This window comes from Brevibacillus sp. BC25 (assembly GCF_000282075.1).
GTDB lineage: Bacteria > Bacillota > Bacilli > Brevibacillales > Brevibacillaceae > Brevibacillus.
The window spans coordinates 96129-122824 of the sequence record NZ_AKIX01000060.1 but is presented as its reverse complement, the minus strand read 5'-3'; the positions used below and the strand labels follow the sequence as shown (position 1 = coordinate 122824).

Below are 26696 nucleotides of genomic sequence, written 5' to 3'. Positions count from 1 at the left end.
TAGTTGTTTTGCGAAATGTCTTGAATGTTTGCAAGTATCTTAACACCCCCTTTGTCTCCTCGTCAATTGTGAATTGTCTATTTTTTACTAAGCCTCTTCTCTTACGCGCCCATTTTTGCCTAAGCTGGGCATCCGCCCAGTCCAATATCGGCATTCGTGTATAGACTGGAGTATAACGGAAAGGAGGGGAAACAAAGATGAGTACATCTTTCTGCGGTAACGGATTCTTCGGTGACTGCTTCGCAATCGTGCTCGTGCTGTTTATCCTGTTGGTTATTATCGGGTGCTCGTGTGACGACTGTTAGATAAGTGTTTAAGAAAGGCTATCCCAAAAGCCATCAGGAATGGCTGCGGGATAGCCTTTTTTTCTTGTTATTTGGTGATGATCTTGCCTGTCACGGCATCCAGAGTAATATATTTGAGCGCCAGCTTTTCGTCACTCCACGGCACATACGCCAGCTTTGGTTGAGCTAATTTTTGCCCATCCACATCTTTCATCAAATAGACCAGCTTCAAAGGCATGACGCGTAAATACGCTTCAACAGCCTTGTCTTTCGAGACGATCTCGTCGGATGCTGGAAGCTCCACCAACTCGTGCGTCTCTCTGTAGTTTTCAAACTTTGTCACTTTGCCAGAAGACGGATCGACTGTTACTGAATAAGCCGCTTTTTGCCCGCGATCCTGTACTGGAATGCCATCCTTGCTCATGAAATATCTGAATTCCCATTCGCCCGATGACACAGGATTCGCTTCGCCTGGCTGTATGACTTTCGCCAATTGCACTTCTTTTATGCCTGGATCAACGTATTTAGGCAGAAAGGCAAGTGCAGCCTCTTCCGCTTGCTCGCGTTTGACAGTCACTGCTGTATCGGAACGCGGTGTTCCCAGCCCGACGACACTGCCTGTTTCTGCAAGGACTTCTACGCCGATATACTTGTCATTTTTATCATTCCATACATATTCCTTGCGTCCCTCGCGGATACTCACACTCTCTCTATAGGTCGATTCATCTACCTGTATGCCAAATTCCGCTTGCAGCAATGCTTTTGCCTCATCCTTGGAGCGAACCTTGACGTATTCCTTTGGAGATTCGATCGGATGTGCTTCCTTCGTATTCAACTGATCATAAGCAAGCCCGTTATCTCCCGTTCCATACACCATCTTGCCATTCGTCGCGTCGATATGCCACTCCGTACCGTCTTCACGTCCTCTTTGCATGAAGGAAACAGCTGGCGTGTACTCCAGAATGGGCTGCCACTCTTCCCCTTGTTTTGATTGTGGCTGTATTCTCGGATTCTGCACGTATCGAAGCTTCATATGCTCGGTCAGCTCTTTGATGGCTACCTCTTCTGACACAGCAGTCGATACATCCGGGTACTGCGACGGCTCGAATGTTTCGGGCTCCATCCTGAAATATTGGACGTGGCCAGAGTCAGTTGTTATTATGCTAATTTCATCAGACAACACCGGCAGTTCGTTATGATATCGCAGATACAACCCTGGATCGTTGGCGTCCAATAACCGATAGTTATCGCTATCCGCACCGAGCAGTTTGTTCAGGAACTGTCGCTCTTGCTGCAAGGCTTTTTCTCCTTCTGCTTCTTTCCGGCTCGCTGCTTCCTTTTCATCCCTATTCAAAAGCCTATACGATTCCAGTGCTTGACCATTTCCATAGATCACAAGAGAAACCTGATGTCCCTCCTTGTTCGATTTCCCCAAGATGAATGACATGCCATCGTGGTTCTTTTCTTTGTCCAAAAGAAGAAGGGATGGGCTCAAATCGGGCATGGCATCTGTCAGCTTGGTGAAAAAGGCTTGTTCGCTCTTGTTCAATCGCCCGAAAAACGCGACTTGCTCCTGTTGGTCAATTCCAACCGACATTACGTCGAACGAAACGGGCTGGCCGTTTTCCATTCGTTGATAATTCACGCTCATCCATGGGCCTTTTGCCATATACTCGTCGGTATAAATCTGAGTCTGGACGTGCTGATAGGACTTGCTTCCCTCCCCAAGGAAAGCTTGTAGAAATGCGTTTGCCGCATTCTCCGCAGTCTTGGCTGATGGCAATTTCCCTTCCTTCTGTTCTCCTCGATCACCATCAATTGTAAAGCTCTCAATTTGTCCTGTTTGTATATCATAGGCAACCTTGGCACGAGCATTATCGCCTTCCAATAACGTTAGATCACTGATTCCATGGCTTGTACGATCCACTCTTATTGTCATCTTGCTCAAGGCTGGAATCACTTTTTTTAATGGTAAAATGGCCTCTTCCGCCGACACCTTTACACTGTTCTGATTTGCCTCTTTATTGTTTTTTTTCGTAGCAGTCGTTGCAACCGCATTCGTTACATTTTTGCCACTAGGCATCTCTGGAAACCAGCCTTGCTGGTGCATTCCCACAGCAGTTACCGCTAAGCACGCTGCTAGTGATCCAGCCACGAAAATTCGGTTTCGATTCTTGTGTTTATTCTGTGCAATCGCACCTCTGATCCGCAATTCCATCTCTTTTGTAAACCTCACGTCTTCTATAGATTCCTGACTCCCATTCCGTACCGCTTCACGCATTTGCTTATCTACGTCCATTCCAATCCCTCCTTTTCACACAATGCCTTAAAATGTTTTCGGGCCCGTGACAATTGGGTTCGTACGGCATCTTCTGAAATATCCAACACTTGCGCAATCTCTTTTATCGACAAATCTTCATAGTAATGAAGTACCATGACTTTTCGGTACAGCGGCGAGAGCTTCATCACCTGCTCCGCTACTTGTACCTTGCTCATTCGTCCGATGACTGCCGATTCAACGTTTGCGGTGTCGACCTTTTCCGGGGGTGCTTCCTCTTTGGAGAGGTATGTAGAAAAAATCTGGCGAAAGGACCACGAACGCAAATATTTGCGGGACTCGTTGATCGCGATTCGGTAAAGCCACGTTTTCACGCTGCTCTGATGGCGGAACTGATCCAGACCCCGATACGCCTTCAGGAACACTTCCTGGGTAATGTCTTCCGCGATTCCCTGATCCTTGACGATCAAGTAGGCGAGCTGCACGATGTTGGCTCCGTACTCGCTCATGAGTCTCGTCAGCTTCTCTTCATTGGTCAGTTGCAGCGTCCAGTCCACTTCGCTACTTTTGGCACTTGCATTCACACGCTGTTCACCTCCTTGTTACGTGTTGATATGTATTTGATCCAGCTGGCTTATTTTTGTGACAAGATTATCCAATTATTTTTTCCATAATTCTTTTCCCTTCTTCCACGACTGTACTCCGTTGCGTTGCTTTCATTGTCAGCGCACATTGCTTTTGCTATCATGAGGCATATTGTAGAGCGAAAGGAACGAGATGACATGGATGACTTGCAAGCACGAGAAAAAGACAAATTTCTGTCCTGTTTGGAGACCATAAAAGAACTATCCAAATCCGAATTTGAAACCTATTCCATCGTTAAGAATACCGAAACCGGGGAACATTATCTCCACTATTTTTTGTCCCACATTAATTTGTCTGAGGGAGGCAGAAGAGACGATTACGATCACTTCCTGCCGATTGAATCCGACGATATTTTAGGGATTATGTTTGGCGAGCAAGCGTACCAGTTTCCGGAAAACTGGCGCTCCGCTTATTTGCGCAGTGGTAACGACAATCGATTAATTCCGTTCGATCCATCTGAAAATTACGATCTGGACGAGGCCGCTGCTGCCGAGCTGGCCATGCTCGAAAAGCTGGAACAGTACAAAGAGCAAATGATGAACGCGGATAACCTCAGCGCGGAAGAAAGGGAAGAGCTGACCAAGCAGTATTTCGCGGAATTAGATAAGATTTTAAAAAAACCTTGATCGAGGCATTCTCAAGGGTGATCGACCGCGTTTTAGCTGAAAGTTTTTATGCGCTCCAGAAAGTTTAAGCATGGTCGCTTTCGCAATATGAAGCACTTAAACTTTCCTTCACGGAAAAAAAACCGGAACAGTGAGTTGCATCCTGACGGTTAATACAGCTATAATTCTAGAGAAACAAACGAATCGTTGATGAGGAAAGTACTCCTTGTGCGAGGACGAAAGCGAGTCGGAGACGGTGTGAGCCCGATGCCAAACCATGTGAGGAAGCGCCCCTCGGAGATGCGACCTGAACATCCTACGCCAGCCATTATGGGCAACGGATCGTGTAGGGCTATGCCGGGACTGCCCGTTACAGCAGATCAAGCGGTTTTTGCCTTCCTGTTCGATGGAAGGGAAAAACAACAAGAGTGGCACCGCGGGAGTATAACCTCTCGTCTCTTTTTCACAGGAGACGTAGAGGTTTTTTTATTTGAAAGGAGTAGAAATTTAGATGAGCTACAAACACCAAGTCGCTGAAAAGATTGCCGCTACGCTCTCCTCGATGGGCGTAGACACCCTGACAAAAGAAGCCGTATACGGCATGCTGGAAACACCACCAAACCCTGCAATGGGCGATGTTGCTTTCCCTTGCTTCCAATTGGCAAAAGCATTGCGCAAAGCTCCACCGATGATCGCAGCAGAGCTGGCTGGACAGCTCTCCGGTGTACCCTTGCGCGAATCGCAAGCAGTTGGTCCGTACGTGAACCTGTTCCTGGATCAAGAAAATGTGGCAGAGCAAGTAATCGGAACAATCCTTACTCAAGGCAGCACATACGGAAGCAGCAATGTCGGTCAAGGACGCAAAGTACCAATCGACCTCTCCTCCCCAAATATCGCGAAGCCGTTTTCCATGGGTCACCTGCGCTCTACTGTAATCGGGAACGCGATTGCCAACACCATGGAAAAGCAAGGCTACGAGCCAGTGCGCATCAATCACTTGGGTGACTGGGGAACGCAGTTCGGTAAACTGATCGTTGCATATCGCCTCTGGGGTGACGAAACAAAGGTAAAAGCAGAACCGATCAAGGAGCTGCTCAGCCTCTACGTTCGCTTCCACGAAGAAGTCGAGAACGATTCTACCTTGGAAGACCAAGGCCGTGAATGGTTCAAAAAGCTCGAGGATGGCGACGAAGAAGCACAACATCTGTGGAAATGGTTCCGTGATGAGTCCCTCAAAGAATTCATGAAGATCTACGACCTAATGAACGTAGCCTTCGACTCCACGCACGGTGAAGCATTCTACAACGACAAAATGGATCGCGTTGTTACGTTGCTCGAGGAAAAAGGTCTCTTGACTGAATCCGACGGTGCAATGGTCGTGAATCTCGATGAATACAATATGCCACCATGCCTGATCAAAAAATCAGACGGCGCTACCCTGTACGCAACGCGTGATTTGGCTGCTGCCCTCTTCCGCCACGAATCGTACGATTTTGCAAAAGCACTCTATGTCGTAGGAAACGAGCAACGCCTCCACTTCCAGCAGCTCTATAAAGTGTTGGAAAAAATGGGCTATGCGTGGTCTGCAAATATGCACCACATCCCATTCGGCATGATGCTCAAGGACGGCAAGAAAATGTCCACACGCAAAGGGAAAGTTGTTCTCTTGGAAGAAGTGTTGGCACAAGCCATTTCTGATGTCCAAAAAGTCATCGAAGAGAAAAACCCTACGCTGTCCAATAAAGAAGAAGTGGCTCGTCAAGTCGGGGTAGGCGCAGTAATTTTCCATGACTTGAAAAACTTCCGCCTGAATGATGTCAACTTCTCCTGGGAAGAGATGCTGACCTTCGAAGGTGAAACAGGACCATATGTACAATACGCACACGCTCGTGCATGCTCGCTGCTGCGCAGAGGTGGCTACCAGCCAGCAACGACAGTGAACCTGGCTTCCGGCGCACTCGACAGCAAAGAGGCTTGGGCAGTGATTACCCTCTTGAACGCGTTCCCTGAGGTAATCGAACGTGCTGCCGATAACTTCGATCCGTCGCAAATCGGCAAGTATGTGATCGACCTGGCGCAAACGTTCAACAAGTTCTATGCAAATGTACGCATCCTGGCTGAGGAAGAAGATGTGAAAGCATCCCGTCTCCAGCTCGTAGCAGCAGTCGTTGCTGTGCTGAAGGAAGGTCTGCGTTTGCTCGGTCTGGCTGCTCCAGAAGAAATGTAAGAAAGAATACGAAAAGCCGGTTGCCTTCCTGATGGGGAAGCGCCGGCTTTTTTGATTGTCCCGTGTCATCATCATTCATCTGTGAGATAATGGAATAATGGCAGATGAAAGAGGTGAGCAACAATGGGAAGAAGTGTACATTTCGGCAACACGGATTTTACCTTGCGTCTCACTGGCTTGCATACGCTCTTAGCCTTGAAGAGCACGATCACGTTACCTTATCAATCGATCAAGCATGTCGAGGTCGGTTCTTTTATTCCGCCAAAATGGATGTTGCGCTTGCCGGGGACGTCTTTTGGACCTTTGAACATTTATGAAGGAAGCTTTCAGCATAGAAATGAATGGTACTTCCTTTCTTTTACCCAGACTGATTCGTTGTTGATCCTAGAAGTAGAGGGACATGTCAAATATCAGCATGTCATTGTACAGCTGGAAAACCCAACAGAAGTAGCGGCCACATTGCGAAAATACTTACACGAACAATAGGTCCCCTAATAAGCGATCACGCTTTCATGGCAAAAAGCCCCGACATATCAACGTTCGGGGCTTTTTCATTTGCACATGAGAAGTTTACATTGTCAAGTTTTCATAGATCACAGACATCCCCATGCCACCTGCCATGCACAACGTCACCATGCCATACTTCTCGCGTCTGCGCATCATTTCGTTCATCAACGTCACAGTCAGTTTGGCTCCAGTTGCTCCCACAGGGTGACCCAAGGCAATCGCGCCTCCATTGACATTCACCTTGCTCGTGTCCAACTCCAAGCATTTGATTACAGACAAAGCCTGGGCGGCAAATGCCTCGTTCAATTCGATGAGTCCAATGTCACCCTGCGTCAATCCTGCTTTCTCCAGTACCTTTAGTGTGGCGGGAACTGGTCCGATCCCCATCACGTCAGGTTCGACTCCTGCGCTGGCAAAAGCCTTAATTTTCACGAGCGGAGTCAAACCCGCTTCCTCCGCCTTTTCACGAGACATCATCAATACAGCGGCTGCGCCGTCATTCATCGGACACGCATTTCCGGCAGTGATGGTTCCCTCTTTTTGAAAAACACTTTTCAGCTTAGCCAGCTCATCCAGCTTGATATCATGGCGCACGGATTCATCCTGAGCAAAAACACGGGTGCCTTTGCGATCCTTGATTTCAATCGGTACGATCTCACTCTCGAACGTGCCCGCTTCAATAGCTGCCGCTGCTCTTACGTGACTCTCATAGGCAAAACGATCCTGTTCCTCTCGGGAAATACCATACTGTACAGCCAGCCGTTCTGCCGTCATACCCATATGCTCACCGGTCAGTGAGCAGATCAAACCATCGGACAAAAGAGCGTCCTCCATGGACAAATTGCCGAATTTGCTGCCCCAGCGGTTCTTCACGAGGTAGGGAACACTACTCATGGACTCCACTCCCCCCGCAATCACCACGTCCTCTTGACCTGCTGCTATGGCTAGCGCTCCGTTGCCAATCGCCTTCAATCCTGAACCACACGCTTTGATGACGATGTGACCATAAACATTGCGTGGAAATCTCGCCAGCTGCGAGCTGATACGTGCAGCATTGAGTCCTCCCCCATGTACGTACCCATTACCAAAAATCACTTCATTGACTTGTTCCTTCGGCAAATCAACCTTATTCATCAAGCCTTCCAACACTTGCCGCCCCAGCTCTGTTGCTGGTACGTCACGCAGGCTTTTCCCGAATGCACCCACTGCACTGCGCACACCCGCGACTATGACCACGTCTCTCATGCCACAGCTCCCTTTCGTTTTTACGCCATTACAGTACACGGTTCAAAAATTCTCTCGTACGCTCTTCTTTCGGATTGTTGAAAATTTCTTGGGGTCTAGCCATCTCGATGATCTTGCCTTGATTCATAAACGCCACCCAATCGGCCACTTCCTTGGCGAAGCCCATTTCGTGCGTCACAATAATCATCGTCATCCCTTCTTGTGCGAGCTGCTTCATTGTCTCTAGCACTTCCCCTACTAACTCAGGGTCAAGCGCTGAGGTTGGCTCGTCGAAGAGCATGATCTCTGGCTTCATCGCCAGCGAACGAGCAATTGCCACGCGTTGCTTTTGTCCACCGGAGAGGCTGGACGGGTAAGCGTCCGCTTTTTCAGAAAGACCTACCTTTTGCAGCAGCCGGAGTGCTTCCTGCTTCGTTTCTTCCTTGTCCGCTTTCTTAGCAATCAGCGGTGCCTCCATGATGTTTTCCAGAACCGTTTTATGCGGAAACAGATTGAAGTGCTGGAACACCATGCCTACCTTTTGGCGTACTTTGGTCAAATCATCCTTTTTCGAGTCGATGCTTTTTCCTTCGATATAGATCTCTCCGCCATCCTTGATCTCCAGAAAATTAATGCATCGAATCAATGTGCTTTTCCCCGATCCACTGGCACCGATCAAGACGACGACCTCGCCCTTTCCGACTTGCAGGGTAACATCCTTGAGAACTTCCACTTTTCCGAAGCTTTTCTTCAAATTTTGCACACGTATCATTTCTCTTTGTTTTTCCATCGTCTTTCCCCTCCGCTTTACGCCTCTCCTTTTGCCAGACGCTTCTCCATGATGTGGACCACATACGTAAACGCCATGACAATCACCAAGTAATAGAGCGCCACAATCAAAAAGTACGTCATTTCATCAAAGGTTTCCGCAGACAAGCGGCGGGCCAGTGAGAACAACTCATCCATGGCAATGAAAGCGGCCAGAGACGATTCCTTCAAAGACAAAATAAACTGGTTGCCAAGTGGCGGGATCGATCGTTTCATCGCTTGCGGCAAAATGATCCGACGCATAGTCTGACGAGTGGACATGCCTAGAGACAGCCCTGCCTCCATTTGTCCTTTATCAATCGATTGAATAGAGCCACGGAAAATCTCTGCGATATAGGCTCCACTGTGAATCGCCAGAGCGAGCGCTGCCGACCAAAATTGACCCAGGTCAATGACTTTGTAAAAGCCGAAATACAAAACAAAAATTTGCACGACTAACGGCGTACCGCGAATGATCATGATGTACGCATTGGCTACGAAACGTGCAACTGGAAGCTTGGACACCTTTAACAAGGCGACAAACAATCCGATAATCGAGCCTACGATAACAGAAGCGATCGTCAGCTGAAATGTCAGCAGCAACGGCTTCCAAAAAAACGGCAATGTCCGGAGAAACTCTTCTGTCAGATGGGCAATACTGGGCACTTGATGCCACCCCTCGCTCGTAATGGAATATACTTGTTATACCAACTCACTATTCGGATTTGCTGATGTCGCGATTAAAGTACTTTTCGCTCAATTTGACGTAGGTACCATCATCCATCATTTGCTTGAGCACTTCGTTGACCTTGTTCAGCAATTCCGTATTTCCTTTGCGCACTGCGATTCCATGCTTGACTTCCGATAGTGGCGACCCGCTTTTCTTGAGCTTCAAGCCTTGCCCAATGGCAATCTCCCCTACGACGCTATCAGTAATCACGACATCGTGTTTTCCCTGCTCCAAGGCACGCAGAGCCGTTACATCGCTGTCATACGTTTTGATGTTATCCGTATACTCCCGGGCCATCTTTTCATGTGTAGTACCGAGTGCAACTGCCACTTCCTTGCCTTTTAATCCTTCCAGCGTACTAATAGTCCCATCCGGGCGAACGAACAGTTGACCACCGGACAAATAGTACGGGTCTGCGAAATCAACTTGCTGCTTCCGCTCTTCTGTAATCGCATGGCTGGCAATCGCCGCATCATAGCGTCCTTCCTTTACCCCTGCGATAATGCCGGAAAAAGGCGACGTGACTGGCTTTGGCTCAAGACCCAAGCGCTTGGCGATCTCATTGCCGATCTCGACATCAAATCCGGTCAATTGACCATCCTTGAAGTAGCTGAATGGCTGATATTCACCGGAAGCCGCGTATACAAATACGCCTGCCTCTTTTGTCATAGACGATACATTTCCAGCAGTAGCCCCACCCGCTTGACCTCCCGCACTGTTAGTGGAAGCGCCTTGGCTACATCCGCTTACTAGTAGTGACAACGCGAATACGACTCCTGCGATTGTTTTCCATGTTTTTTTCATCTGTTCCATCCCCCAATTCTTTATGTTCACGCTTACATTTTTCATTACTCTACCATTTGTAAATTTTCTGAAATCATTAGAGGTGCTCCGGTATTCGTGATGACATTTTCCAAGGTGTACGGGTACATTACCTCTGTCAAAAGCAAGCCTCTTTGCGTGACCTCGATAACGGCCCTCTCGGTGATAATGAGATCGACGCAGCCCTTCGCCGTCAGCGGCAATGTGCACTCCCTGCGAATTTTGGGCTCACCTGCCTGATTGACATGGCTCATGAGCACGATTACTTTTTTGGCGTAATAGGCTAGCTCCGCTCCTCCACCAATTCCATGAACGCGTGAGCCAGGAACAATCCAGTTTGCCAGATCTCCTCGGCGATTCACCTGCAAAGCCCCGATAAACGCTGCATCCAGCTTTCTTCTTCGGATCATGCCATACGCTATGGTGCTGTCAAAATACGATGCCCCCGGTACAACGGTAACAGGTGCTCCACCTGCGTTGGAAATATGCTGGTCCTCTTCTCCCTTTAACGGCGTAGGTCCGACTCCCAAGATTCCGTTCACCGAGTGAAACATGACTTGCCATTCATGCGGGATAAAATCAGCGACGAGCTCAGGGATCCCGATCCCCAAGTTTACTGCCATACCGGGAGCGACCTCTTTGGCTGCACGCCACGCAACCATATTTCGCTGATCCATTTCCAACCCCATTAGCTGTTCCCTCCGCCACTTACCACGATATAATCCACAAAAATGCCAGGCGTCACGATTTTATCCGGGTCCAGCTCTCCTGCAGGAACGATCTCCTCCACCTCAGCGATCGTGATATCTGCGGCCATCGCTACTAGCGGATTCAAATTTCTTGCCGCCTTGTCATAAACGAGATTACCATAGGTGTCCGCTTGTTTTGCATAGACGATCCCTACCTCCGCTGTAAGAGCAGCTTCAATCTGACAAGTTCTTCCGGCAAAGGCAAACGGCTCTGCTCCCTCCACTCGCTCTCCTCTCACATGCGCATCTACAATGATTCCCGGAATGCCAACACCTCCTGCCCGAATCTTTTCTGCGAAAATTCCTTGTGGACAAAATGTCACTTCCAGCATCCCGTCCATCATTTGTTGACCTGCTTCGGGATTGGAGCCAATATGTGTGGTTATCAGCCGCCTCACCCGTCCATGACTGATCAGCTTTCCGATTCCGATTTCCGGATACCCCGCATCAATTCCGATGAGTGTCAAGCTTTGCACGCCTTTGTGCAAGATCGCATCAATCAAGTGTGCGGGGGAGCCAATCGTGCCGAATCCGCCATACATCAGCCGGGTGCCATCCAGAACATGCTCCACTGCTTGTTCGTGCGTCACCAGTTTTGATAACATCGCATGCATTTCCTTATCTCTTATTCTTGGGTAAATCGCTTACGTCCCACTATGTAATAGCAACTCTTGTGCCAAGCCTCAAAATGGCAAGAAAACGCAATCAAGCTAAAAGCAATCCTCTCTTGGTGAGTCGAAGTAGACTCACTTTTGAATCGAAAAGTAGGAAAAGTCTAACTTTTCGCTTGAATCTATTTCGACTCAACTATTTTTAATTTCGATTCACTATACAACGGTCAATTTGATCTTGTACAATCAGTTGAAAAACCGGGGAGCTACTCAACATGGAAAAAGCTGCGGAGATACTAGCATTGTCTTCTGTTGATCGTTTTATTGACATCCTGAACACACTGGCAGATGGCATATTCATTGCTGATGCGCAGGGAACTACTCTATGGTTAAACAATGCCAGTGAAAACCTGTGTGGTCTACCAAAAGCCGAACTCATCGGGCAAAACGTATCCGACCTCGAAGAAATGGGGATTTTCAGTCCTTCAGTCACCCGCTTGGTTTTGGAAACGGGAAAACCGACCACAACCATTCAACTCGTCAATAGTAAAGGGAAGTTCCTGGTGACCGGGCATATCATCCCGGATGAGGATGGGAGACCGGAGCTGATCGTTTCCCACTCACGTGATATCACAGAGGCAGCCCGTGCCAGTTCGCAGTTGGAAGAGACGGTCGCTTTGCTTAAGCGGTACAGCGAAGAGATTCAGCTCATGAAATGGGAAGCGAGCCAGAGTTCCTCCCAAACCATGATTGGCAACAGCCGTTCCTATCTCGCCCTGCTGGAATTAATGAAAAAAGCAGCCCCTGTCGACACGACCGTGTTTATTACAGGTGAAACAGGCGTAGGAAAAAGCTATCTTGCGGAGCAAATCCACCAGTTGAGCGGACGAAGAAGTGGGCCGTTCGTCCACGTCAACTGTAGCGCCATTCCCGAAACCTTGATTGAGTCAGAGCTGTTCGGCTACCACAAAGGGGCATTTACGGGGGCGAGTCACTCGGGGAAAATCGGATTAGTGAAAATGGCGGACAAAGGGACGCTTTTCTTGGACGAAATCAGCGAGCTTCCCTACCACTTGCAATCGAAATTATTACTGCTCCTGCAAAACAAAACGTTTATGCCGATCGGTGGCACCAAAACATACACAGCTGACATCCGCATCATAACGGCAACCAATGCCAACCTTCAGGAGCTCGTGCGGTTGGGCAAATTCAGACATGACCTGTACTATCGCCTTAATATTTTGCCAATCAATGTTCCGCCATTACGGGAGAGAAAGGACGATATTTTCCCGCTACTCCACCATAATTTACAGCGATTCAATAGCAAGCATAACCAGAAACGGCGTTTTTCGCCGGAAGCTCTGGATGTTTTGCATCAATACGAATGGCCTGGGAATGTGCGGGAGTTGGAAAATCTGGTAGAGCGGATCGTTATTACATCCAAGCTGGATGAAATTCAAGTCAGTGATTTGCCAGAAGAACTACGGAGTATTCGGGAGCTGGAGGAAGGAATTCTTTCACTCGGTTCTCTTTCTCTTACAGAGAGGATGGAGAAAATTGAGATGGAATTTATTCTGCAAGCTTTGCGCACACACAAAACGACTCGCAAAACAGCAGCGGCCCTCGGCATAACCCAGTCCCTACTTATGCGGCGGATTAAAAAGTATGGGATTCAACTGGATTCTGAGGAAGAATGATTGGGAAGCTGAGTCAACATTGTGGAGGAGAAGAAAAAGCACAAGTCTCTTCGACTCTGACACGCCCGCAAGGGTGATTGACTGCCCGTCTCCACTTCAAAAAGGGGACCGTCGAGCCAAAGCCACCCTACGGGCGGACGTTTCTCAGGGAAGAAGTGTTCGACAAGCGTGGTCCCCTTTTTGCAGTTCCGACTGGGTAGGCGTTGTCAAGGTCTGCGAGCCCTGTGCTTTTTCTTCTCACCAGCTTTGTTGGTTCATATTGGCATAAAAAAGGAGCGCTATCTCGCAGCGCTCCTTTTCTTTCTTGGATTACTCCTCAATCTTCTTCGCTTTTTTGCCAAACCACGTATTTGCAACTAGCTCGACTACTTGCTTCGGCAATGATTGTGGTGCTTGTATTTCCGTTCCAGCCTTGTCCACTGTGCGATACAGCAAAGCTTTGTCATCTGCTGGGTCAGACATGGTTTGTAGTGTCCACTCGCCGATTTGTCCGGCGTTTGTCCACTCCTCGATCATCAGCTGATACTCCCCTGGAGCCAGCTCGATGTAATCCTCGTCTGTCACATCCACAATCGCATATCCATCATGCTCGATTTCAGCATCGTATGTATTTCCGTTCGCCGCTTTGTACAGAGCGAGCTCCTCCGGGTTGTTCAAGTTTTCTGTAAGATGAGTAAAATCCGCAATCGTCACCTTAATACGCTTTTTCATAGGTACCCCTCCCGTGTTGAACACATCATTTCACACTCTACCACAACATGGTCAGCCCTGCCAATTGTCTCTGAGCAGATGAACATGTTTGATTTCTTCGATATGTCCCCCTTCTGAGCCTCTCGCCGTTTCCAGAACGATGGGAAGTCCTTGCAATTCGGGTGTTTGCAAAAAGGTGGCAATGGCTGCATCACCGATCATCCCTTTTCCGATGGAGGCATGCCGATCTCGAAAGGAACCACTCGGATAGACGGAATCGTTCAGATGAACGGCACGCAAGCTCGTAAAATAATCGAGCGCTCGCATCCGGTCCGCTACTTCCCCCCAATCATTCCCTTTCCACAATCCACTGGCAAATGCATGACACGTATCCAGGCAAAAGCCTACCTTCTGTGGCTCAGCAAACAATTGTCGAACCTGCGTAAGCTCTTCGAGTGTCGTGCCCATGCGGTTGCCTTGTCCGGCATTGTTTTCGATTAACAGCTGGGCTTTTCCATTCCAGCCATCCAGTATTTGATTGACCATCTGGATCATGATTTTGTAACCGGTAAGTACATCAGCGCCTTTATACTGCCCAAAATGAACGACCACGCCCAACGCTCCACAAGCTTCGGCAATTTCAAGGTCATTTCGTACGGAGCCCACCGTGACTGCGAATAGCTCCTGCTCCTCGACGCAAAGATTCACCGGGTATGGCGTATGAGCAATCGACAGCATGCCGTTTTGCTGACAAAAAGCGCGACACCGCTCTGCGTCCCGGACATCGAATTGCTTGACACCTAAGCTTCGCGGGTTTTTCGGGAAAAATTGAAAGGATAAGGCTCCTTCTTTGTAGGCAGTTCTCGCCGCCTCCTCGTACCCATGACGAATACTGACATGACAACCGATTTGCAAAGTAATCCCGCCCTTCTCTCGCTCCTTATCATTTTTCCCTCTGACCCTTCTTCTCAATCGAGCACTTGCGCTTCCCTGTCAGATCGAATAAACTAAAACAAAACCGAACGTTCAGTCTAGAAGAAGGAGCTTTTAAAAAATGTCAAAGCGCCGTCTCGATGGGGAGAAAACCAAACAACATATCGTAGAGAAAGCCACCGAGTTATTTTCTCAGAAAGGCTATTCAGCCACTTCCATTGAGGACATTTGCCAAGCAACTGGAGCGAGTAAGGGCAGCCTCTATTACCACTTCAAAAACAAGGAGCAGTTGTTCCTGTATTTGCTTGAAAAGCAGTACAACGAATGGGTAGATCTGTGGCAGGAAAAAGAAAAAGAATTCGAGACATCCATCGATAAACTGTACGGCTTAGCTGCTTTTTTCTTGGAGGATTTTTTGTCCCACCCTTTAAAAAAAGCAGGTGAAGAGTTCTCCGGTAGCCAGCTCGCCGATCCAGTCATTTTGGAACAAGTGCTGGAAATGCTTGGCTCCACGTATACCCTCTATACTTCACTCTTCCAAGAAGGAATCGACCGAGGCGAGTTCGCCCCATGCGATCCCGAAGAAATGGCGATGATACTGGAAGGGCTCATGAACGGAATCATCAATGTAGGTTATCGAATGGAAGACGAGCGTCTTCATGCTCTGCTGAAAAGGAGCATTGACGTTTTGCTGCATGGCATTATTGCCAAGTAGCATTTTTTTCAACTTTTATTAGACCGGACGTTCGGTATATTTTTATCGGGAGTGATATGACCCATGAAAGGTCTCTGGGGAAACAAAGTTTTTCTCACCGTCTTTATCTCGGATACATTAGAAAATATCGGTATATGGATACGTAACATGGCCTTGCTCTACTATGTGATGGAGACGAGCGGCAACAATCCGACCGCTGTATCGCTCTTGACCGCCATCGAGCTTGCACCGATCTTCGTTTTTTCGATAATTGGCGGGGCATTGGCTGATCGCTGGAATCCGAAGCGAACGATGATAGCCGGGAACCTGTTAAGCGCCCTCTCTGTTTTGGTCATCGTGTATTTGCTCTGGCAAGGGATGTGGATCGCTGTATTCTTTGCGACATTTATCTCGGCTATCGCGTCTCAGTTCTCCCAACCTTCTTCTGCCAAGATGATGAAGCGCCATATTCCTGATGAACACGTTGCAGCAGCGGTGTCTATTTCTCAAAGTACGGGTTCGATTTTTCTGCTGGTTGGCCCGATTGTTGGTACCTTTTTCTTTGAGCAGTGGGGCATCTACCCTTCCCTGTTAACGATGGCCGGCCTGTTCTTCGTCTCGGCACTGATCTTGCTGATACTTCCTACCTCAACTGCCAGTGCAACAGAGGAAGGCGGAACTCTCCTTTCTGAGATTAAAGCAGGCTTTACCTATGTAAAAAAGCGACCAGCCTTGCGCGGACTCGCCGTTACCTTTGCGTGTCTGGGGTTAGCCTCGGGTATTATCAATTCGTTGGAGGTATTTGTCGTCACAGATCGTCTTTTACTCTCCAAGGAAGCCATTCAGTGGTTTAATGCGTTAGACGGATTAGGTTTGTTGTTAGGCGGCATTTTGGCTTCCGTTTATCTGGAGCGCCTGAATGGTCGCTGGGTCATTATAGGTGGATTGATATTCTTCGCTCTCACTGTCGCCGTAGAAGTTCTCTCTGTTTGGGTATACGTAACCGCAGCGATGCGCTTTTTCACCGGAATTGGGATGGCATTTTTACAAATTGTGATCGGTATGTTCATGATCAAGCTCGTGGATGAAGCGTATATCGGACGGGTGAATGGAACGATTTCACCGCTCATGGTCGGACTCATGATGGTCGGTTCCTTTGTGGCAGGTCCGCTCATGCAGATGACCTCTTTAATTACGATATTTCTAATCGCATCTGTCATCCTTCTGCTCACTGCATGGGGATGTAGACGAATTAAGTGGGATTTTGCCGAGGTTTCACAAGATGGCGCTAACCATCTTCACGAACACAAACAAGCGCAAACTCTATCGTAAGAGAATGCGCCCAAGCAAAAAGGCTGTCCACCAAGCGGACAGCTTTTTCTAGTAAAATGCTATGTTTTCACAATGAGGAGTGGTGTTTTCGTACGATGAATCGTTTTAAATGTAACACTGCCAAGCAGCGTACCTGCCACTGCACCTTGGCCATGATGACCGAGCACAACCAGTCCAGCATCGATTTCTTCAGCCGTCTGGCGGATCACAGTAGCTGGATCTCCAACCACGACCTTGCTTTCAAAAGGAAGCGATGCAGCTTCGAGCAGCTCCTCGCAAGGTTTTAACGTTTCACGTCCCCAGCCTTCGAGTGTATTCATGTTATCCCAGCCTACGCCATACACACCTGCGTATGTGACGGGTGGGATGACAACGGACAGGAGCGTATACGATACATCCGGGAGGTGCTGCCCCATCTCGATGGCTTTTTTGGCGGCTTCCATCGAATGATCGGAGCCATCTACTGCAATGAGTACTTTATTCCATGGGAAGCGGCTCTCATCTGTCTCCTCCGCAATGAGGAATACCGGAACTTTGACATCGTGGAGTGTCGGATAGCTGACGCTTTGCAATAAGAAACCCGTAATACGACCGTAGCCATGTGTTCCCATTACGATGGCAGCATAGTCATTCGCTGCGTGCTTCGCAATGACTTCATGCGGCTCTCCGAACTCAATCTCTAGTTCATACGAGATTCCGGCTTCTTCTACGATCGCCAGGAATTTTTTCAGATCATCTCTTGCTTCATCCAATTGAAAATCTTCTACGACATCTCGTCCCAACCTTCTGACAACATTGCGTGAAGGGAACGGCGAAATGGCATGAAGTAATGTGATATCATGCTTATTTTTGGCGTAGGCCAGCGCGAAGCGGACCGCCTGAATGGACTGCGCAGAGAAATCGACAGGGACTAGAATACGGGACATAATGACACGTCCTTCCTCTTTTTCATCTGGCAAATGTGGTGTAGCTCTAGGTATCCATCTGCCTTGAGTCCATTGTAGCCCTGTGAGCCCTACGTGTATGTAGGGGTTTTCCCTGATCTTGGTAGGGATATTCCCTGATAGGGAGTCCTAGTCCATGACAGCTGTGATAAATATAGTAGGCTTTTCACTCAAATCAATATCCGTGATCTCATGATCATCCACCATTCGCCGATTCGCCTGCTGGTCTCTTCGAATGACCCGAACGACTGGGCGAGAAGGCAACCCTCTATTTTGGTCAATGATCACACCGATCTCTCCTGTCGACAGCTTCAGCGAGGTTCCTGTCGGGTACAAGGCAATCGATCGCAAAAAGTGAATGACCATTTTATGGTCAAAGCGCTTCTCCGCGAGCCCCATCACTTTTTCGCAAGCTTCATACGCAGGCAACGTCTCTTCTTCCTCTGAAAAAGGAGAGATGAGATTATCATAGTAGTTACAAATCGCAACAATCTTGGCGAAATCATGAATCTCATCGCCAGTCAATCCCCGTGGCTGACCACTACCATCCACCCATTCATGATGCTGCAAAGGAACGTGTGCAGAGACAATGCTCATCTCATGTTTTTTTCGCAACAGATCAAAGCCCAGCCACGTATGATGATTGGTCTTGCTGTTCTTTTTGTAGGCTGGGGCTTCCTTGTCGACTGACAGCTTTCCAATGTCATGCAAGAGGGCTCCAATGGCGAGCTCTTTTAATTGGGCTGTATTATAGCCTAATCCTACGCCCATTACTGTCGCCATCATGCACACATTCAAGGAATGAATGTACATTGCGTTGTCGGTCGTGCGAATTTCTCCCAGATTCAAGAGTACGCGACGATTTCTCAAGGTTTCGTCGATAATACTTCCCACTGATTTTTGAATACCGCGGACATCAAAATTTTTTCCAGTCTGCACACACGAAATCGCTTGTGACAGATTGCGGATCGCGTCCTTCCGAGTGGTCTCCGTGACGACCTCCTGCTCTTTCACTTCATCGAGTAGCGGGTCTTTGATGCTTAACATCGTGACGCCAAACCGACGCAATTTATTAATCATTCCGACAGTCAGCTGGACACCTGTATGCAAGAGCGTCAAGCCCTCGCTTGTATAAATGCTTCGAGCCAAAACGTCTCCTGGCTCTACTAGGTCTACATTCACATATTTCATGGGGTCTTTCCTCCTGATTCCATCCTCCCCTGATGCTTCTTCCCTATCTTCGCTTTGGAAAAACCTGTTTCGCTCGTTTTTGATGAAAAAACATCCACGGGACAGCTGTCTCCTCATTTTTCACCTGTTCCTTCCAAGACCAAGCCAAGTACAAAGCTCAGAAAATTGGGTACGTGCATCCTGGTAGCCTTGTCTGTAATAATGCTCCAGCTTCTCCTCTTGACGTTCAAAACCTCGTAGAAAGGTACCTATTGGTGGTGCGATAACAAACGCTCTGCCTTCCTTCTGCATCTCTTTGACCTGCTCAATTGCCTCGCAATAGATGCGAAAATGACGAATGAATGCTTGGCACAAGCTCGTACTTCTGGAAAATAGACCCTCGACACGCGAAAACCTGCGCATCCACTCACTTGGCGGACAAGAAGAGGTCAGCACAATAATATGTTTTTGATTGCCATCAAGCATGGACTTCATGAAAGGTACCGGATGCACGATGCCTCCATCCCATAGCTTACGTCCGTTGATCGTAACCTTGGGTGATAGAAACGGAAGACTGCACGAAGCCCGAATCACATGGAAAATATCCTCACAGTCGTCTTTCGTAAAGTAAACGGCTTCCCCTGTCGCGCAATCCGTTGTGACGACAACAAACTGTTCCTTCGCTTCGTGAAACCGATCAAAGGCGAAAGGCTCCAGCTTGTATGGCATCTCATTGAAAATAAAATCCATGCCAAACAACGAGCGTTTCGTGATCAAATTTTTATAGTGAAAGTACCGGGGATCGTGAATGTATTTCGTATGATAAATCTTGCCCAATCCGCGCTGCCTCGCCAAGTATGCCGCTCCATTGCACGCACCTGCTGACACGGCAATCACATACGGGATGTAAAGCTCCTGCTCCATAAAGTAATCCAGTACGCCAGCGGTATAAATCCCACGGCTTCCCCCTCCCTGCAAAACGAGCCCGACCTTTTCCATATCAATCACCTATTTTGATGTCGTTTACCTGTATTATGAATGGTTAACCAATGAAACATGCAGGGCGGGATCGTGCCAATTAAAAAACGACCCTCAAACGGGGTCGCCACTCAATCGTCTTTTTTCATCATGCTGTACTGATCACGGACCATTGCTACGTTTTCTCCTTGCTGCGTTAACTCCAGCTTATAAAGGATAACGGCAAGTACCGCTGCATAAATCAAAGTTAATTCCCCGGTATTGACAGGCTCTCGAAAGTAGCTCCCGATCATCTCATAGCCTTTTCGCTTATAGGATTCGGTATCTTCCACTTCCAGTGCTTCACATAGCTCTTCAATCAGATCATCCAGTGCCAGCCTTGCTCGTTCATAGACATCTGGCTGGTCATGTGATAAAGCGTCTGACTCTTTGGTCGTACCCACTTACCCCTCCTCCTTCTACTCCTAGAGTGGGGCACGTGGAGAGGCTTTATGCAGATTCTTGTTCTGTTTTCTTCGCAGATGGAGCTCGGATTCCTGTCAACGCCTGAAACAGTACGCGTTGGTATTTCATCTCGGCATCCGGATCAGGCCGATCCAGTAGTGTCCCGAGCACAGCACCTAAAAAGCCGAGTGGTATGGAGACCAATCCAGGATTCGTCAGTGGAAAAAGTGGCTCCGCACGGATAAGTCCGGTGAGGGGATGCATAACAGTCGGTCCTAAAATGACAAGGACTACTGATGCCGTTAACCCTGTCAGGACGCCACAAATCGCTCCTCTCACGGTAAACCGCTTCCAATACAACGTAAACAATAGCAGTGGCAAATTCGATGATGCTGCTACCGCAAACGTCAGCGCAACGAGAATCGCCACGTTCATTTTTTCTGCACCGATAGCCAACCAAATGGAGATCACGCCCACCGCAACTGACGAAAGCTTTGCCATGGTGACCTGTTCTTTTTCTGATGCCACCCCTCGTCTGATCAGATGACTGTAGACATCATGCGCGAACGCAGAAGAAGCGGAGAGCACGAGTCCTGTCACGACAGCCAATATCGTCGCGAAGGCAACAGCAGCAATATACGCCATCAAAAACTCTCCACCTAGTGCATCCGCCAAGAGCGTGACGGTCAGATTCCCCCCGAAGCCCACATTTTTCAATGCCTCGTAGCCTACAAACGTGCTCGCCCCGAACCCGAGGAAGATCGTCATCAAATAAAAGGCGCCGATGACCCAGGTAGCGGTGTAAATCGAATTACGAGTCGTCTTTGCGTCCTTGACTGTGAATAACCGGGAGATAATATGGGGGAGTCCAGCGGTACCGAGAATCAAGGCCAGATGCAGGGAGATCGTTTCCAGCGGATCATGAAGTTGATTACCCGGCTGTAAGAACTGTTCCTGAAGAGGTGTAATCGTACTCACATGTGAAAACATTTCAGAGAAGCTCCAATCAAAACGGGCAAACACGATCAGACTTAGGATCAATGTTCCTGTCAGGAGCAAAATCGCTTTAATAATCTGAACCCAGGAGGTCGCCACCATCCCGCCGAACACCACGTAAAATGTCATCAGGCTCCCGACAATCAGGACAGCTGTATCATAACGAACTCCCAATAAATAATGAATGAGGGCACCTGCCCCAACTAATTGCGCCAGCATGTAAAAAATCGTAATTAATAGAGTCGTACAAGCAACAACGCCACGCAGCCAAAGACTGTCAAACCTGACGGCAATCGCGTCTGCCAACGTATAACGCCCCAAATTATGCAACGGCTCCGCAACTAAAAACAAAATAATCAGATAAGAGACAAAAAAGCCAATCGCATACACGAACCCGTCAAAGCCGTACATCGCAATCGTTCCCGCAATCCCCAAAAACGAGGCAGCACTCATGTAATCCCCTGCGATGGCAATGCCATTTTGTAACCCGTTCAAGCGATTTCCTGCTGCATAGAAGTCTTTCGTCGTCCCCGTCTGTTTGGCAGCCGAATAAGTGATGGCCATCGTTCCGATAATGACGGCAAGGAAAAAGATGATCGTCGTCACGGACAATACCTCTCCCTTCTTGCAAAAATAAAAAAAGACCAGGGGTTAACCCCAGCCTTCTCTTTGTGGCATGAGCTTCCTACGTTTACTGTTTCTACGCTGAATCTTTCATTCCTGTATTCGCTTTCACCAAAATTTCATCGTACTTCTTATCATCACGGGAGCTGGACAACAAGGTTCCGATCCATGCTGCCAAAAACCCTAACGGGATCGAGACAATGCCCGGATTCGGCAACGGGAACAGCGCTTCGCCGACCAAAATGGCTTTACCAGCTACCGGATTCCAAACATTCGGACTCAACGCAACCAGAATGAGAGAGCTGAACAAACCGACGAGCATCCCGCTGATTGCTCCTGCCGTATTGAACCTTTTCCAGAAGATCGTGAACAAAATCACTGGTAGATTTGCACTTGCCGCTACTGCGAAAGCTAGCGCAACAAGGAAAGCCACGTTCAGATTTTGCGCAAACAAGGCGAGCAAGATGGAGACAATCGAGACACCCACAGACGCCCACTTGGCCATCTTCATTTGCTCCTTTTCTGTTGCTTTTCCTTGGCGTAATACGTGTCCGTAAAAGTCGTGCGCAAAGGCAGAAGCCGCAGTCAGCACCAGCCCAGCCACTACCGCGAGAATGGTAGCAAAGGCAACCGCAGATACAAAGGCGAACAAGAAATTGCCGCCTAGTGCTTGCGCAAGCAGTGGAGCTCCCATATTACCTGCGGGGTCCATATTCCCCGCTCCTACAAACGCTGCCGCCCCGAAGCCGAGGAAGATCGTCATAACATAGAAGGCACCAATGATCCACGTCGCGTACACAACCGATTTGCGAGCTGTCGTAGCATCTTTTACGGTGAAGAAACGAATCAAAATATGCGGCAATCCAGCTGTTCCGAGCACAAGTGCGAGATTCAGTGAAATAGTATCGAGTCCCACTTTAAACTTGTTGCCAGGATTGAGGAATTGATCTCCCAATGGTGTCGCTGCCTTCATTTGCTCGAACATTTTCAAGAGATTAAAATCGAATTTGGCAAAAACCATCATAGAGATGATGAATGTCCCGATCATCAACAATACCGCTTTGACGATCTGCACCCACGAGGTTGCCGTCATCCCGCCGAACACGACGTAGATCGTCATCAATGCCCCTACGATCAAAACAGATGTCGTGTAATCCAGCCCCAAGAGCAGCTTGATCAAGGCCCCTGCTCCGACCAATTGCGCGATCATATAAAAAATCGAGATCGCAATCGAATTGAGAGCAGCGACACCACGAACCTTTTTATTGTCAAAACGCGCGGCTATCATATCAGCCATCGTGTATTTTCCTAAATTACGCAAAGGCTCTGCTACCAAGTAGAGCACAACGAGATACGCGACAAGAAAGCCGATACTGTAGAAGAAGCCATCAAATCCGCTCAAGGCAATCATCCCGGCAATTCCCAGGAAGGAAGCAGCGGACATGTAATCTCCCGCAATCGCGAGGCCGTTTTGCCAACCCGTCAAGCCTCCTCCAGCGGTATAAAACTCACTAGTCGTGTTCGTCTTTTTCGAAGCGTAAAAGGTGATGACAAGTGTCAAAAGAACAATGACGAGAAAGAGTAAAAATGCAGTAACGTTCATTAGCTCCTTCCACCTGCCTCTTGTTTGATTTTCTCAACGAGTTGATCAAACTGCTCTGCCCGCCTGGTGTACAGAATACAGAGGCCCCATGTCATGACGAACTGAGCAAAGGCAAATACCCACGCCCACGAAATGGCTCCAAACGCTGGTTGATTCAGTACAGTGAAGTAGGAGGTTAAAATCGGAAGGGTGAAGTAAAACACGAAGAAAAAAATAGAAGATGGCAAAATAAACGCTTTTTTTCTTCTCAAGAGCTCTTTGAAAGTGGCTGACTGAATCACTGCTGCATAATCAACAGCTTGCTTCTTCTGATCCTCGGCTTTTTTGGCCGAAGCGGATTTGCCCATGGGAACCTCCCCCTCATCTACAGAAATGTAAGCGCTTCCTACATTGTAGAGAATCCTTTTCTAACCGTGTATTTTTCTGCGTAAGATGTCGGGGAGAGTGTGTCAGTGGCAGATTTTTAACCACGATCTGCAAACGATGGATCACCAGGCTTATTCCTCGAGACGTTTGAGCAAATCCTTAGCGGAGGTACGAGATACGGGAATACGCGGTCTTCCTTCCCCCTTCAAAATCAGGTTGTAGGCACCGTTGAACCATGGTTCGAGCTCGCTCACGAATTGAAGATTGACCAAATAGCTTTTGTGGGTACGGAAAAAGTCGTATGCGAAAAGCTTATCCGCTAGTTGTGTCAGGGTCATCCGCGTCAAGTACGTCGCCGTTTGGGTGACGATTTGCACATATCGCTCCTCCCGCACCGCATAGACAATCGTCGCTGGATCAATGACCACTAATCTGCTATTGTCTTCTACCAACAGCTTGGTTCGTTTTGTCTGGACAGGCTCTACTTTCGCCTTGACCAGACGCTCGCGTATCCTTTGCATCGTTTCTACCAGCCGTTTGGGTTCCGTAGGCTTTAACAAATAATCGACGGCGTACAGCTTAAACGCATCGATGGCAAATTCCTCATACGCGGTACAAAAAACGATGAGGGGGTGCTGCTTGCGTGATGCGAGCATTCTTGCTGCCTGTGCCCCTTCCAGCTCAGGCATTTTCATGTCGAGGAAGACGACATCCGGTTCGTGCACATCGACCATTTCCAACAGCTCTCGGCCGTTAGTGGCATAGGGCAGCAATTCTACATCTCCTTCTTGGAGCAGTAAATAGCTCAGTTCTTCGCGTGCTAGTCGCTCGTCTTCTGCAATCATGACGCGTATTGGCATCAGGCACTCACCTCTTTTGTAATCGGAATGGTAAAGGTAATCGTACTGCCGCCTTCTTGTTTATTGGCAAAATGAAGTTGGGCATCTTGTCCGCACAAGCTGATCAGGCGTTGGTTAACATTATGGATGCCAATTCCGTTGCCCTCCTTACTCTCCATAGGCACCTTTCCCAGAACTGGCAGCAGGTCGTCGGGAAAGCCTTCGCCATTATCTTCGATTTGAAAAACAACGTGCACATCCTGCCGTTTCACATGGAGGATGATCTCACCACCGTTCGTGATGTCGCGAACACCATGCTGAATGCAATTCTCAAATAACGGCTGCAACGTGCCAGGAGGAATAAGGGCCTCCTCTACCCCCGCATCAATGATGGTGCGAACGGCGAATTGCTCGGAAAATCTGATTTTGATAATTTCCAAATAAGCATGCAGGTGATCCAACTCCTGTCTCACGGTGACAAGCGGACTCGCTGTGAGCTTCAGGTTGAATCGCATGAACACGCCAAGCTGAATGGTCATATGCCGGGCTAGCTGCGGATCAATTCGTATCAAGGTCACAATGGAATTCAACGTGTTGAACAAAAAGTGAGGATGAATCTGAGCCTGTAGCATCCGCAACTCTGCGTCCTTCATTAACCCTTTCATTTGCTCCGTGAGAGATAGGGTCAATTGATTGGAGATCAGGTTGCCAAGCCCTTTTGCTAGTGCTTCCTGGACTTTTCCTATTTGTTGCGGCCTCCGATAATAGAGTTTGATCAGACCAACGACGCTGTCCCCCTCTTTAATCGGCACGAGAATCGCTGCATGCAGGTTACAATTTTTGCGCTTGCACCCTATGCTCTCTCGCGTCAATCCCTTGTCGATTCCACCGCTATACAGAGCCCGCTTATCGAGCTCACTATTGAGCGCTTCTCCCGGATGATGATGATCTGCCCCCACTCCCACGTGCGCAAGGAGCCGTTCTCGATCGGTTACAGCAACGGCTGCTGCTTTCGTTTCTTTTTGTAAGACGAGGGCTGCTGACTGAGCTGTCTGCGGTGTAAGCCCCCTTTTCAGGTGTGGCAAAATTCTTTCTGCTATCGTAAAGGAACGCTCCGCCTCAATGGCAGCCGAACGTTCTGCCTCTTGCAAGGCAACCCGTATCATCGTCGTAAAAATTGCAATCGAAACGCTGTTCGTCAGCACCATCGGAATCCCAATCACGTTGACCATGGTTCGCGCCAATTCTGGCGGAGCTGCCATGATCAATAAAAGCGACATCTGAATAATGGGCGCGAACATGCCGATGAACATGGCTTTGGAAGGAGAAATAACCCGCTCCTGCGAGAAAAAACGCGCTACGTATCCTGCCAGCAACCCCGTGATCGGGATCGACAAGCCCATCGGTGCTGCGGCGAATCCTCCCAATTGGAAGACATGAAGCCCAGCAATGACACCTGCCCCCAGTCCAACGAGAGGTCCTCCTAGCAAACCTCCAATAACGACTCCTACCAAAGTAGAATTGGCGATAATTTCGTCATAAGACAAGCGAAATATCCAAAACGCAGGAAGATAGCTATCCCCTTGCACGACCACTCCTGCATATGTACCCGCAATCCCAAACAACCCGAACATCACGGAAAATGCGATTGACGTCCCTACGTGCAATTCGCGGTCTAAAAGCTGGCGAAACAATGGTGTCCTTGTCAAAATAAATGCCAGCGTTAAAAGAATGCCCATTCTTTCAATGAGCAATAACGTGAGATTGTCCACCGCAGCCTCCCTTATTTCAAATCTTCTATAAATTCCGCATATTACCCTCGATTCCCTGCTGGACAGACAACCTCGCTAGGCTGATTGCATACGCTGTGTGTGCAATGCTTCAGGAGAAGGGTGAT

Annotated in this window: 26 protein-coding genes; 7 read left to right on the top strand and 19 right to left on the bottom strand. The window is 48.5% G+C overall.

Going from position 1 to position 26696, the window contains the following annotated elements; genetic code table 11:
* Nucleotides 1-197: 197 nt before the first annotated feature.
* Nucleotides 198-305, top strand: coding sequence for a YjcZ family sporulation protein (locus PMI05_RS30115; protein ID WP_007724452.1), 108 nt, complete (start codon nt 198-200; stop codon nt 303-305).
* Nucleotides 306-372: 67 nt separating this feature from the next.
* On the opposite strand, the gene PMI05_RS17590 is transcribed toward PMI05_RS30115, so the two are convergent.
* Both PMI05_RS17590 and PMI05_RS17585 read right to left on the bottom strand, forming a co-directional pair.
* Nucleotides 373-2583: a YcdB/YcdC domain-containing protein gene (locus tag PMI05_RS17590; RefSeq protein WP_007724451.1), complete on the bottom strand. Its 2211-nt coding sequence runs from the start codon at nt 2581-2583 to the stop codon at nt 373-375.
* A complete protein-coding gene (locus PMI05_RS17585; RefSeq protein WP_007724450.1) occupies nt 2574-3146 on the bottom strand; it encodes a sigma-70 family RNA polymerase sigma factor in 573 nt (190 codons plus the stop codon). Before PMI05_RS17585 ends, PMI05_RS17590 begins: the two co-directional genes overlap by 10 nt.
* Nucleotides 3147-3344: 198 nt before the next feature.
* Between PMI05_RS17585 and PMI05_RS17580 the strand changes: the two genes are divergently transcribed.
* The 3 genes from PMI05_RS17580 to PMI05_RS17570 all read left to right on the top strand — a co-directional run bounded on the left by PMI05_RS17580 (nt 3345) and on the right by PMI05_RS17570 (nt 6525).
* On the top strand, nt 3345-3833 hold the full coding sequence (locus tag PMI05_RS17580; RefSeq protein WP_007724449.1) for a hypothetical protein: 489 nt from the start codon (nt 3345-3347) through the stop codon (nt 3831-3833).
* A gap of 490 nt (nt 3834-4323) precedes the next feature.
* Nucleotides 4324-6039, top strand: coding sequence for an arginine--tRNA ligase (gene argS, locus PMI05_RS17575; RefSeq protein ID WP_007724437.1), 1716 nt, complete (start codon nt 4324-4326; stop codon nt 6037-6039).
* 123 nt (nt 6040-6162) lie between these two features.
* Nucleotides 6163-6525: a hypothetical protein gene (locus tag PMI05_RS17570; protein WP_007724434.1), complete on the top strand. Its 363-nt coding sequence runs from the start codon at nt 6163-6165 to the stop codon at nt 6523-6525.
* A gap of 84 nt (nt 6526-6609) precedes the next feature.
* Here PMI05_RS17570 and PMI05_RS17565 read toward each other — a convergent pair whose 3' ends face one another.
* Genes PMI05_RS17565 through PMI05_RS17540 form a run of 6 tightly spaced genes read right to left on the bottom strand, consistent with a single transcriptional unit; the run spans nt 6610 to nt 11483 of the window.
* Complete coding sequence (locus tag PMI05_RS17565; protein ID WP_007724431.1) at nt 6610-7791, bottom strand: thiolase family protein; 1182 nt, start codon at nt 7789-7791, stop codon at nt 6610-6612.
* A gap of 28 nt (nt 7792-7819) precedes the next feature.
* On the bottom strand, nt 7820-8560 hold the full coding sequence (locus PMI05_RS17560; protein WP_007724428.1) for an amino acid ABC transporter ATP-binding protein: 741 nt from the start codon (nt 8558-8560) through the stop codon (nt 7820-7822).
* Between the two features lie 17 nt (nt 8561-8577).
* Entirely contained in the window at nt 8578-9243 is a 666-nt protein-coding gene (locus tag PMI05_RS17555; protein WP_007724420.1) for an amino acid ABC transporter permease, read from the bottom strand.
* A gap of 49 nt (nt 9244-9292) precedes the next feature.
* Nucleotides 9293-10111 carry an ABC transporter substrate-binding protein gene (locus tag PMI05_RS17550; protein WP_007724418.1) on the bottom strand — a complete coding sequence of 273 codons (819 nt, stop codon included), beginning with the start codon at nt 10109-10111 and terminating at the stop codon, nt 9293-9295.
* Between the two features lie 44 nt (nt 10112-10155).
* Entirely contained in the window at nt 10156-10818 is a 663-nt protein-coding gene (locus PMI05_RS17545) for a 3-oxoacid CoA-transferase subunit B (protein WP_007724416.1), read from the bottom strand.
* Nucleotides 10818-11483 (bottom strand): CoA transferase subunit A, encoded by a 666-nt coding sequence (locus PMI05_RS17540; protein WP_007724412.1) that lies wholly within the window; start codon nt 11481-11483, stop codon nt 10818-10820. Before PMI05_RS17540 ends, PMI05_RS17545 begins: the two co-directional genes overlap by 1 nt.
* A gap of 281 nt (nt 11484-11764) precedes the next feature.
* Here PMI05_RS17540 and PMI05_RS17535 point away from each other — a divergent pair, with 281 nt between their 5' ends.
* Complete coding sequence (locus tag PMI05_RS17535; RefSeq protein ID WP_007724409.1) at nt 11765-13186, top strand: sigma-54-dependent Fis family transcriptional regulator; 1422 nt, start codon at nt 11765-11767, stop codon at nt 13184-13186.
* A gap of 309 nt (nt 13187-13495) precedes the next feature.
* On the opposite strand, the gene PMI05_RS17530 is transcribed toward PMI05_RS17535, so the two are convergent.
* Together PMI05_RS17530 and PMI05_RS17525 are read right to left on the bottom strand one after the other, a co-directional pair.
* Nucleotides 13496-13897 carry a hypothetical protein gene (locus PMI05_RS17530; RefSeq protein WP_007724406.1) on the bottom strand — a complete coding sequence of 134 codons (402 nt, stop codon included), beginning with the start codon at nt 13895-13897 and terminating at the stop codon, nt 13496-13498.
* Between the two features lie 51 nt (nt 13898-13948).
* Entirely contained in the window at nt 13949-14791 is an 843-nt protein-coding gene (locus PMI05_RS17525; RefSeq protein WP_007724404.1) for a deoxyribonuclease IV, read from the bottom strand.
* A 139-nt stretch (nt 14792-14930) separates the two neighbouring features.
* Between PMI05_RS17525 and PMI05_RS17520 the strand changes: the two genes are divergently transcribed.
* Both PMI05_RS17520 and PMI05_RS17515 read left to right on the top strand, forming a co-directional pair.
* Entirely contained in the window at nt 14931-15524 is a 594-nt protein-coding gene (locus PMI05_RS17520) for a TetR/AcrR family transcriptional regulator (protein ID WP_007724400.1), read from the top strand.
* A 63-nt stretch (nt 15525-15587) separates the two neighbouring features.
* Nucleotides 15588-16835 carry an MFS transporter gene (locus PMI05_RS17515; RefSeq protein WP_007724397.1) on the top strand — a complete coding sequence of 416 codons (1248 nt, stop codon included), beginning with the start codon at nt 15588-15590 and terminating at the stop codon, nt 16833-16835.
* A 59-nt stretch (nt 16836-16894) separates the two neighbouring features.
* Here PMI05_RS17515 and PMI05_RS17510 read toward each other — a convergent pair whose 3' ends face one another.
* The 9 genes from PMI05_RS17510 to PMI05_RS17470 all read right to left on the bottom strand — a co-directional run bounded on the left by PMI05_RS17510 (nt 16895) and on the right by PMI05_RS17470 (nt 26571).
* Nucleotides 16895-17761, bottom strand: coding sequence for a universal stress protein (locus PMI05_RS17510; protein ID WP_007724394.1), 867 nt, complete (start codon nt 17759-17761; stop codon nt 16895-16897).
* Between the two features lie 147 nt (nt 17762-17908).
* The gene (locus PMI05_RS17505; protein WP_007724391.1) at nt 17909-18970 is read right to left on the bottom strand and encodes an HD-GYP domain-containing protein; all 1062 of its coding nucleotides are present in this window, start codon (nt 18968-18970) and stop codon (nt 17909-17911) included.
* Between the two features lie 120 nt (nt 18971-19090).
* A complete protein-coding gene (locus PMI05_RS17500) occupies nt 19091-19948 on the bottom strand; it encodes a patatin family protein (protein WP_007724387.1) in 858 nt (285 codons plus the stop codon).
* Nucleotides 19949-20058: 110 nt separating this feature from the next.
* Entirely contained in the window at nt 20059-20370 is a 312-nt protein-coding gene (locus PMI05_RS17495) for a hypothetical protein (protein WP_007724384.1), read from the bottom strand.
* A gap of 46 nt (nt 20371-20416) precedes the next feature.
* A complete protein-coding gene (locus PMI05_RS17490) occupies nt 20417-21979 on the bottom strand; it encodes a cation acetate symporter (protein ID WP_369751221.1) in 1563 nt (520 codons plus the stop codon).
* Nucleotides 21980-22067: 88 nt separating this feature from the next.
* Nucleotides 22068-23594: a cation acetate symporter gene (locus PMI05_RS17485; protein WP_007724377.1), complete on the bottom strand. Its 1527-nt coding sequence runs from the start codon at nt 23592-23594 to the stop codon at nt 22068-22070.
* A complete protein-coding gene (locus PMI05_RS17480) occupies nt 23594-23941 on the bottom strand; it encodes a DUF485 domain-containing protein (RefSeq protein WP_007724375.1) in 348 nt (115 codons plus the stop codon). The genes PMI05_RS17485 and PMI05_RS17480 overlap by 1 nt, the downstream gene beginning before the upstream one ends.
* A 150-nt stretch (nt 23942-24091) precedes the next feature.
* Entirely contained in the window at nt 24092-24820 is a 729-nt protein-coding gene (locus PMI05_RS17475; protein WP_007724372.1) for a LytTR family DNA-binding domain-containing protein, read from the bottom strand.
* The gene (locus PMI05_RS17470; protein ID WP_007724366.1) at nt 24820-26571 is read right to left on the bottom strand and encodes a LytS/YhcK type 5TM receptor domain-containing protein; all 1752 of its coding nucleotides are present in this window, start codon (nt 26569-26571) and stop codon (nt 24820-24822) included. The genes PMI05_RS17475 and PMI05_RS17470 overlap by 1 nt, the downstream gene beginning before the upstream one ends.
* Between the last annotated feature and the right edge of the window lie 125 nt (nt 26572-26696).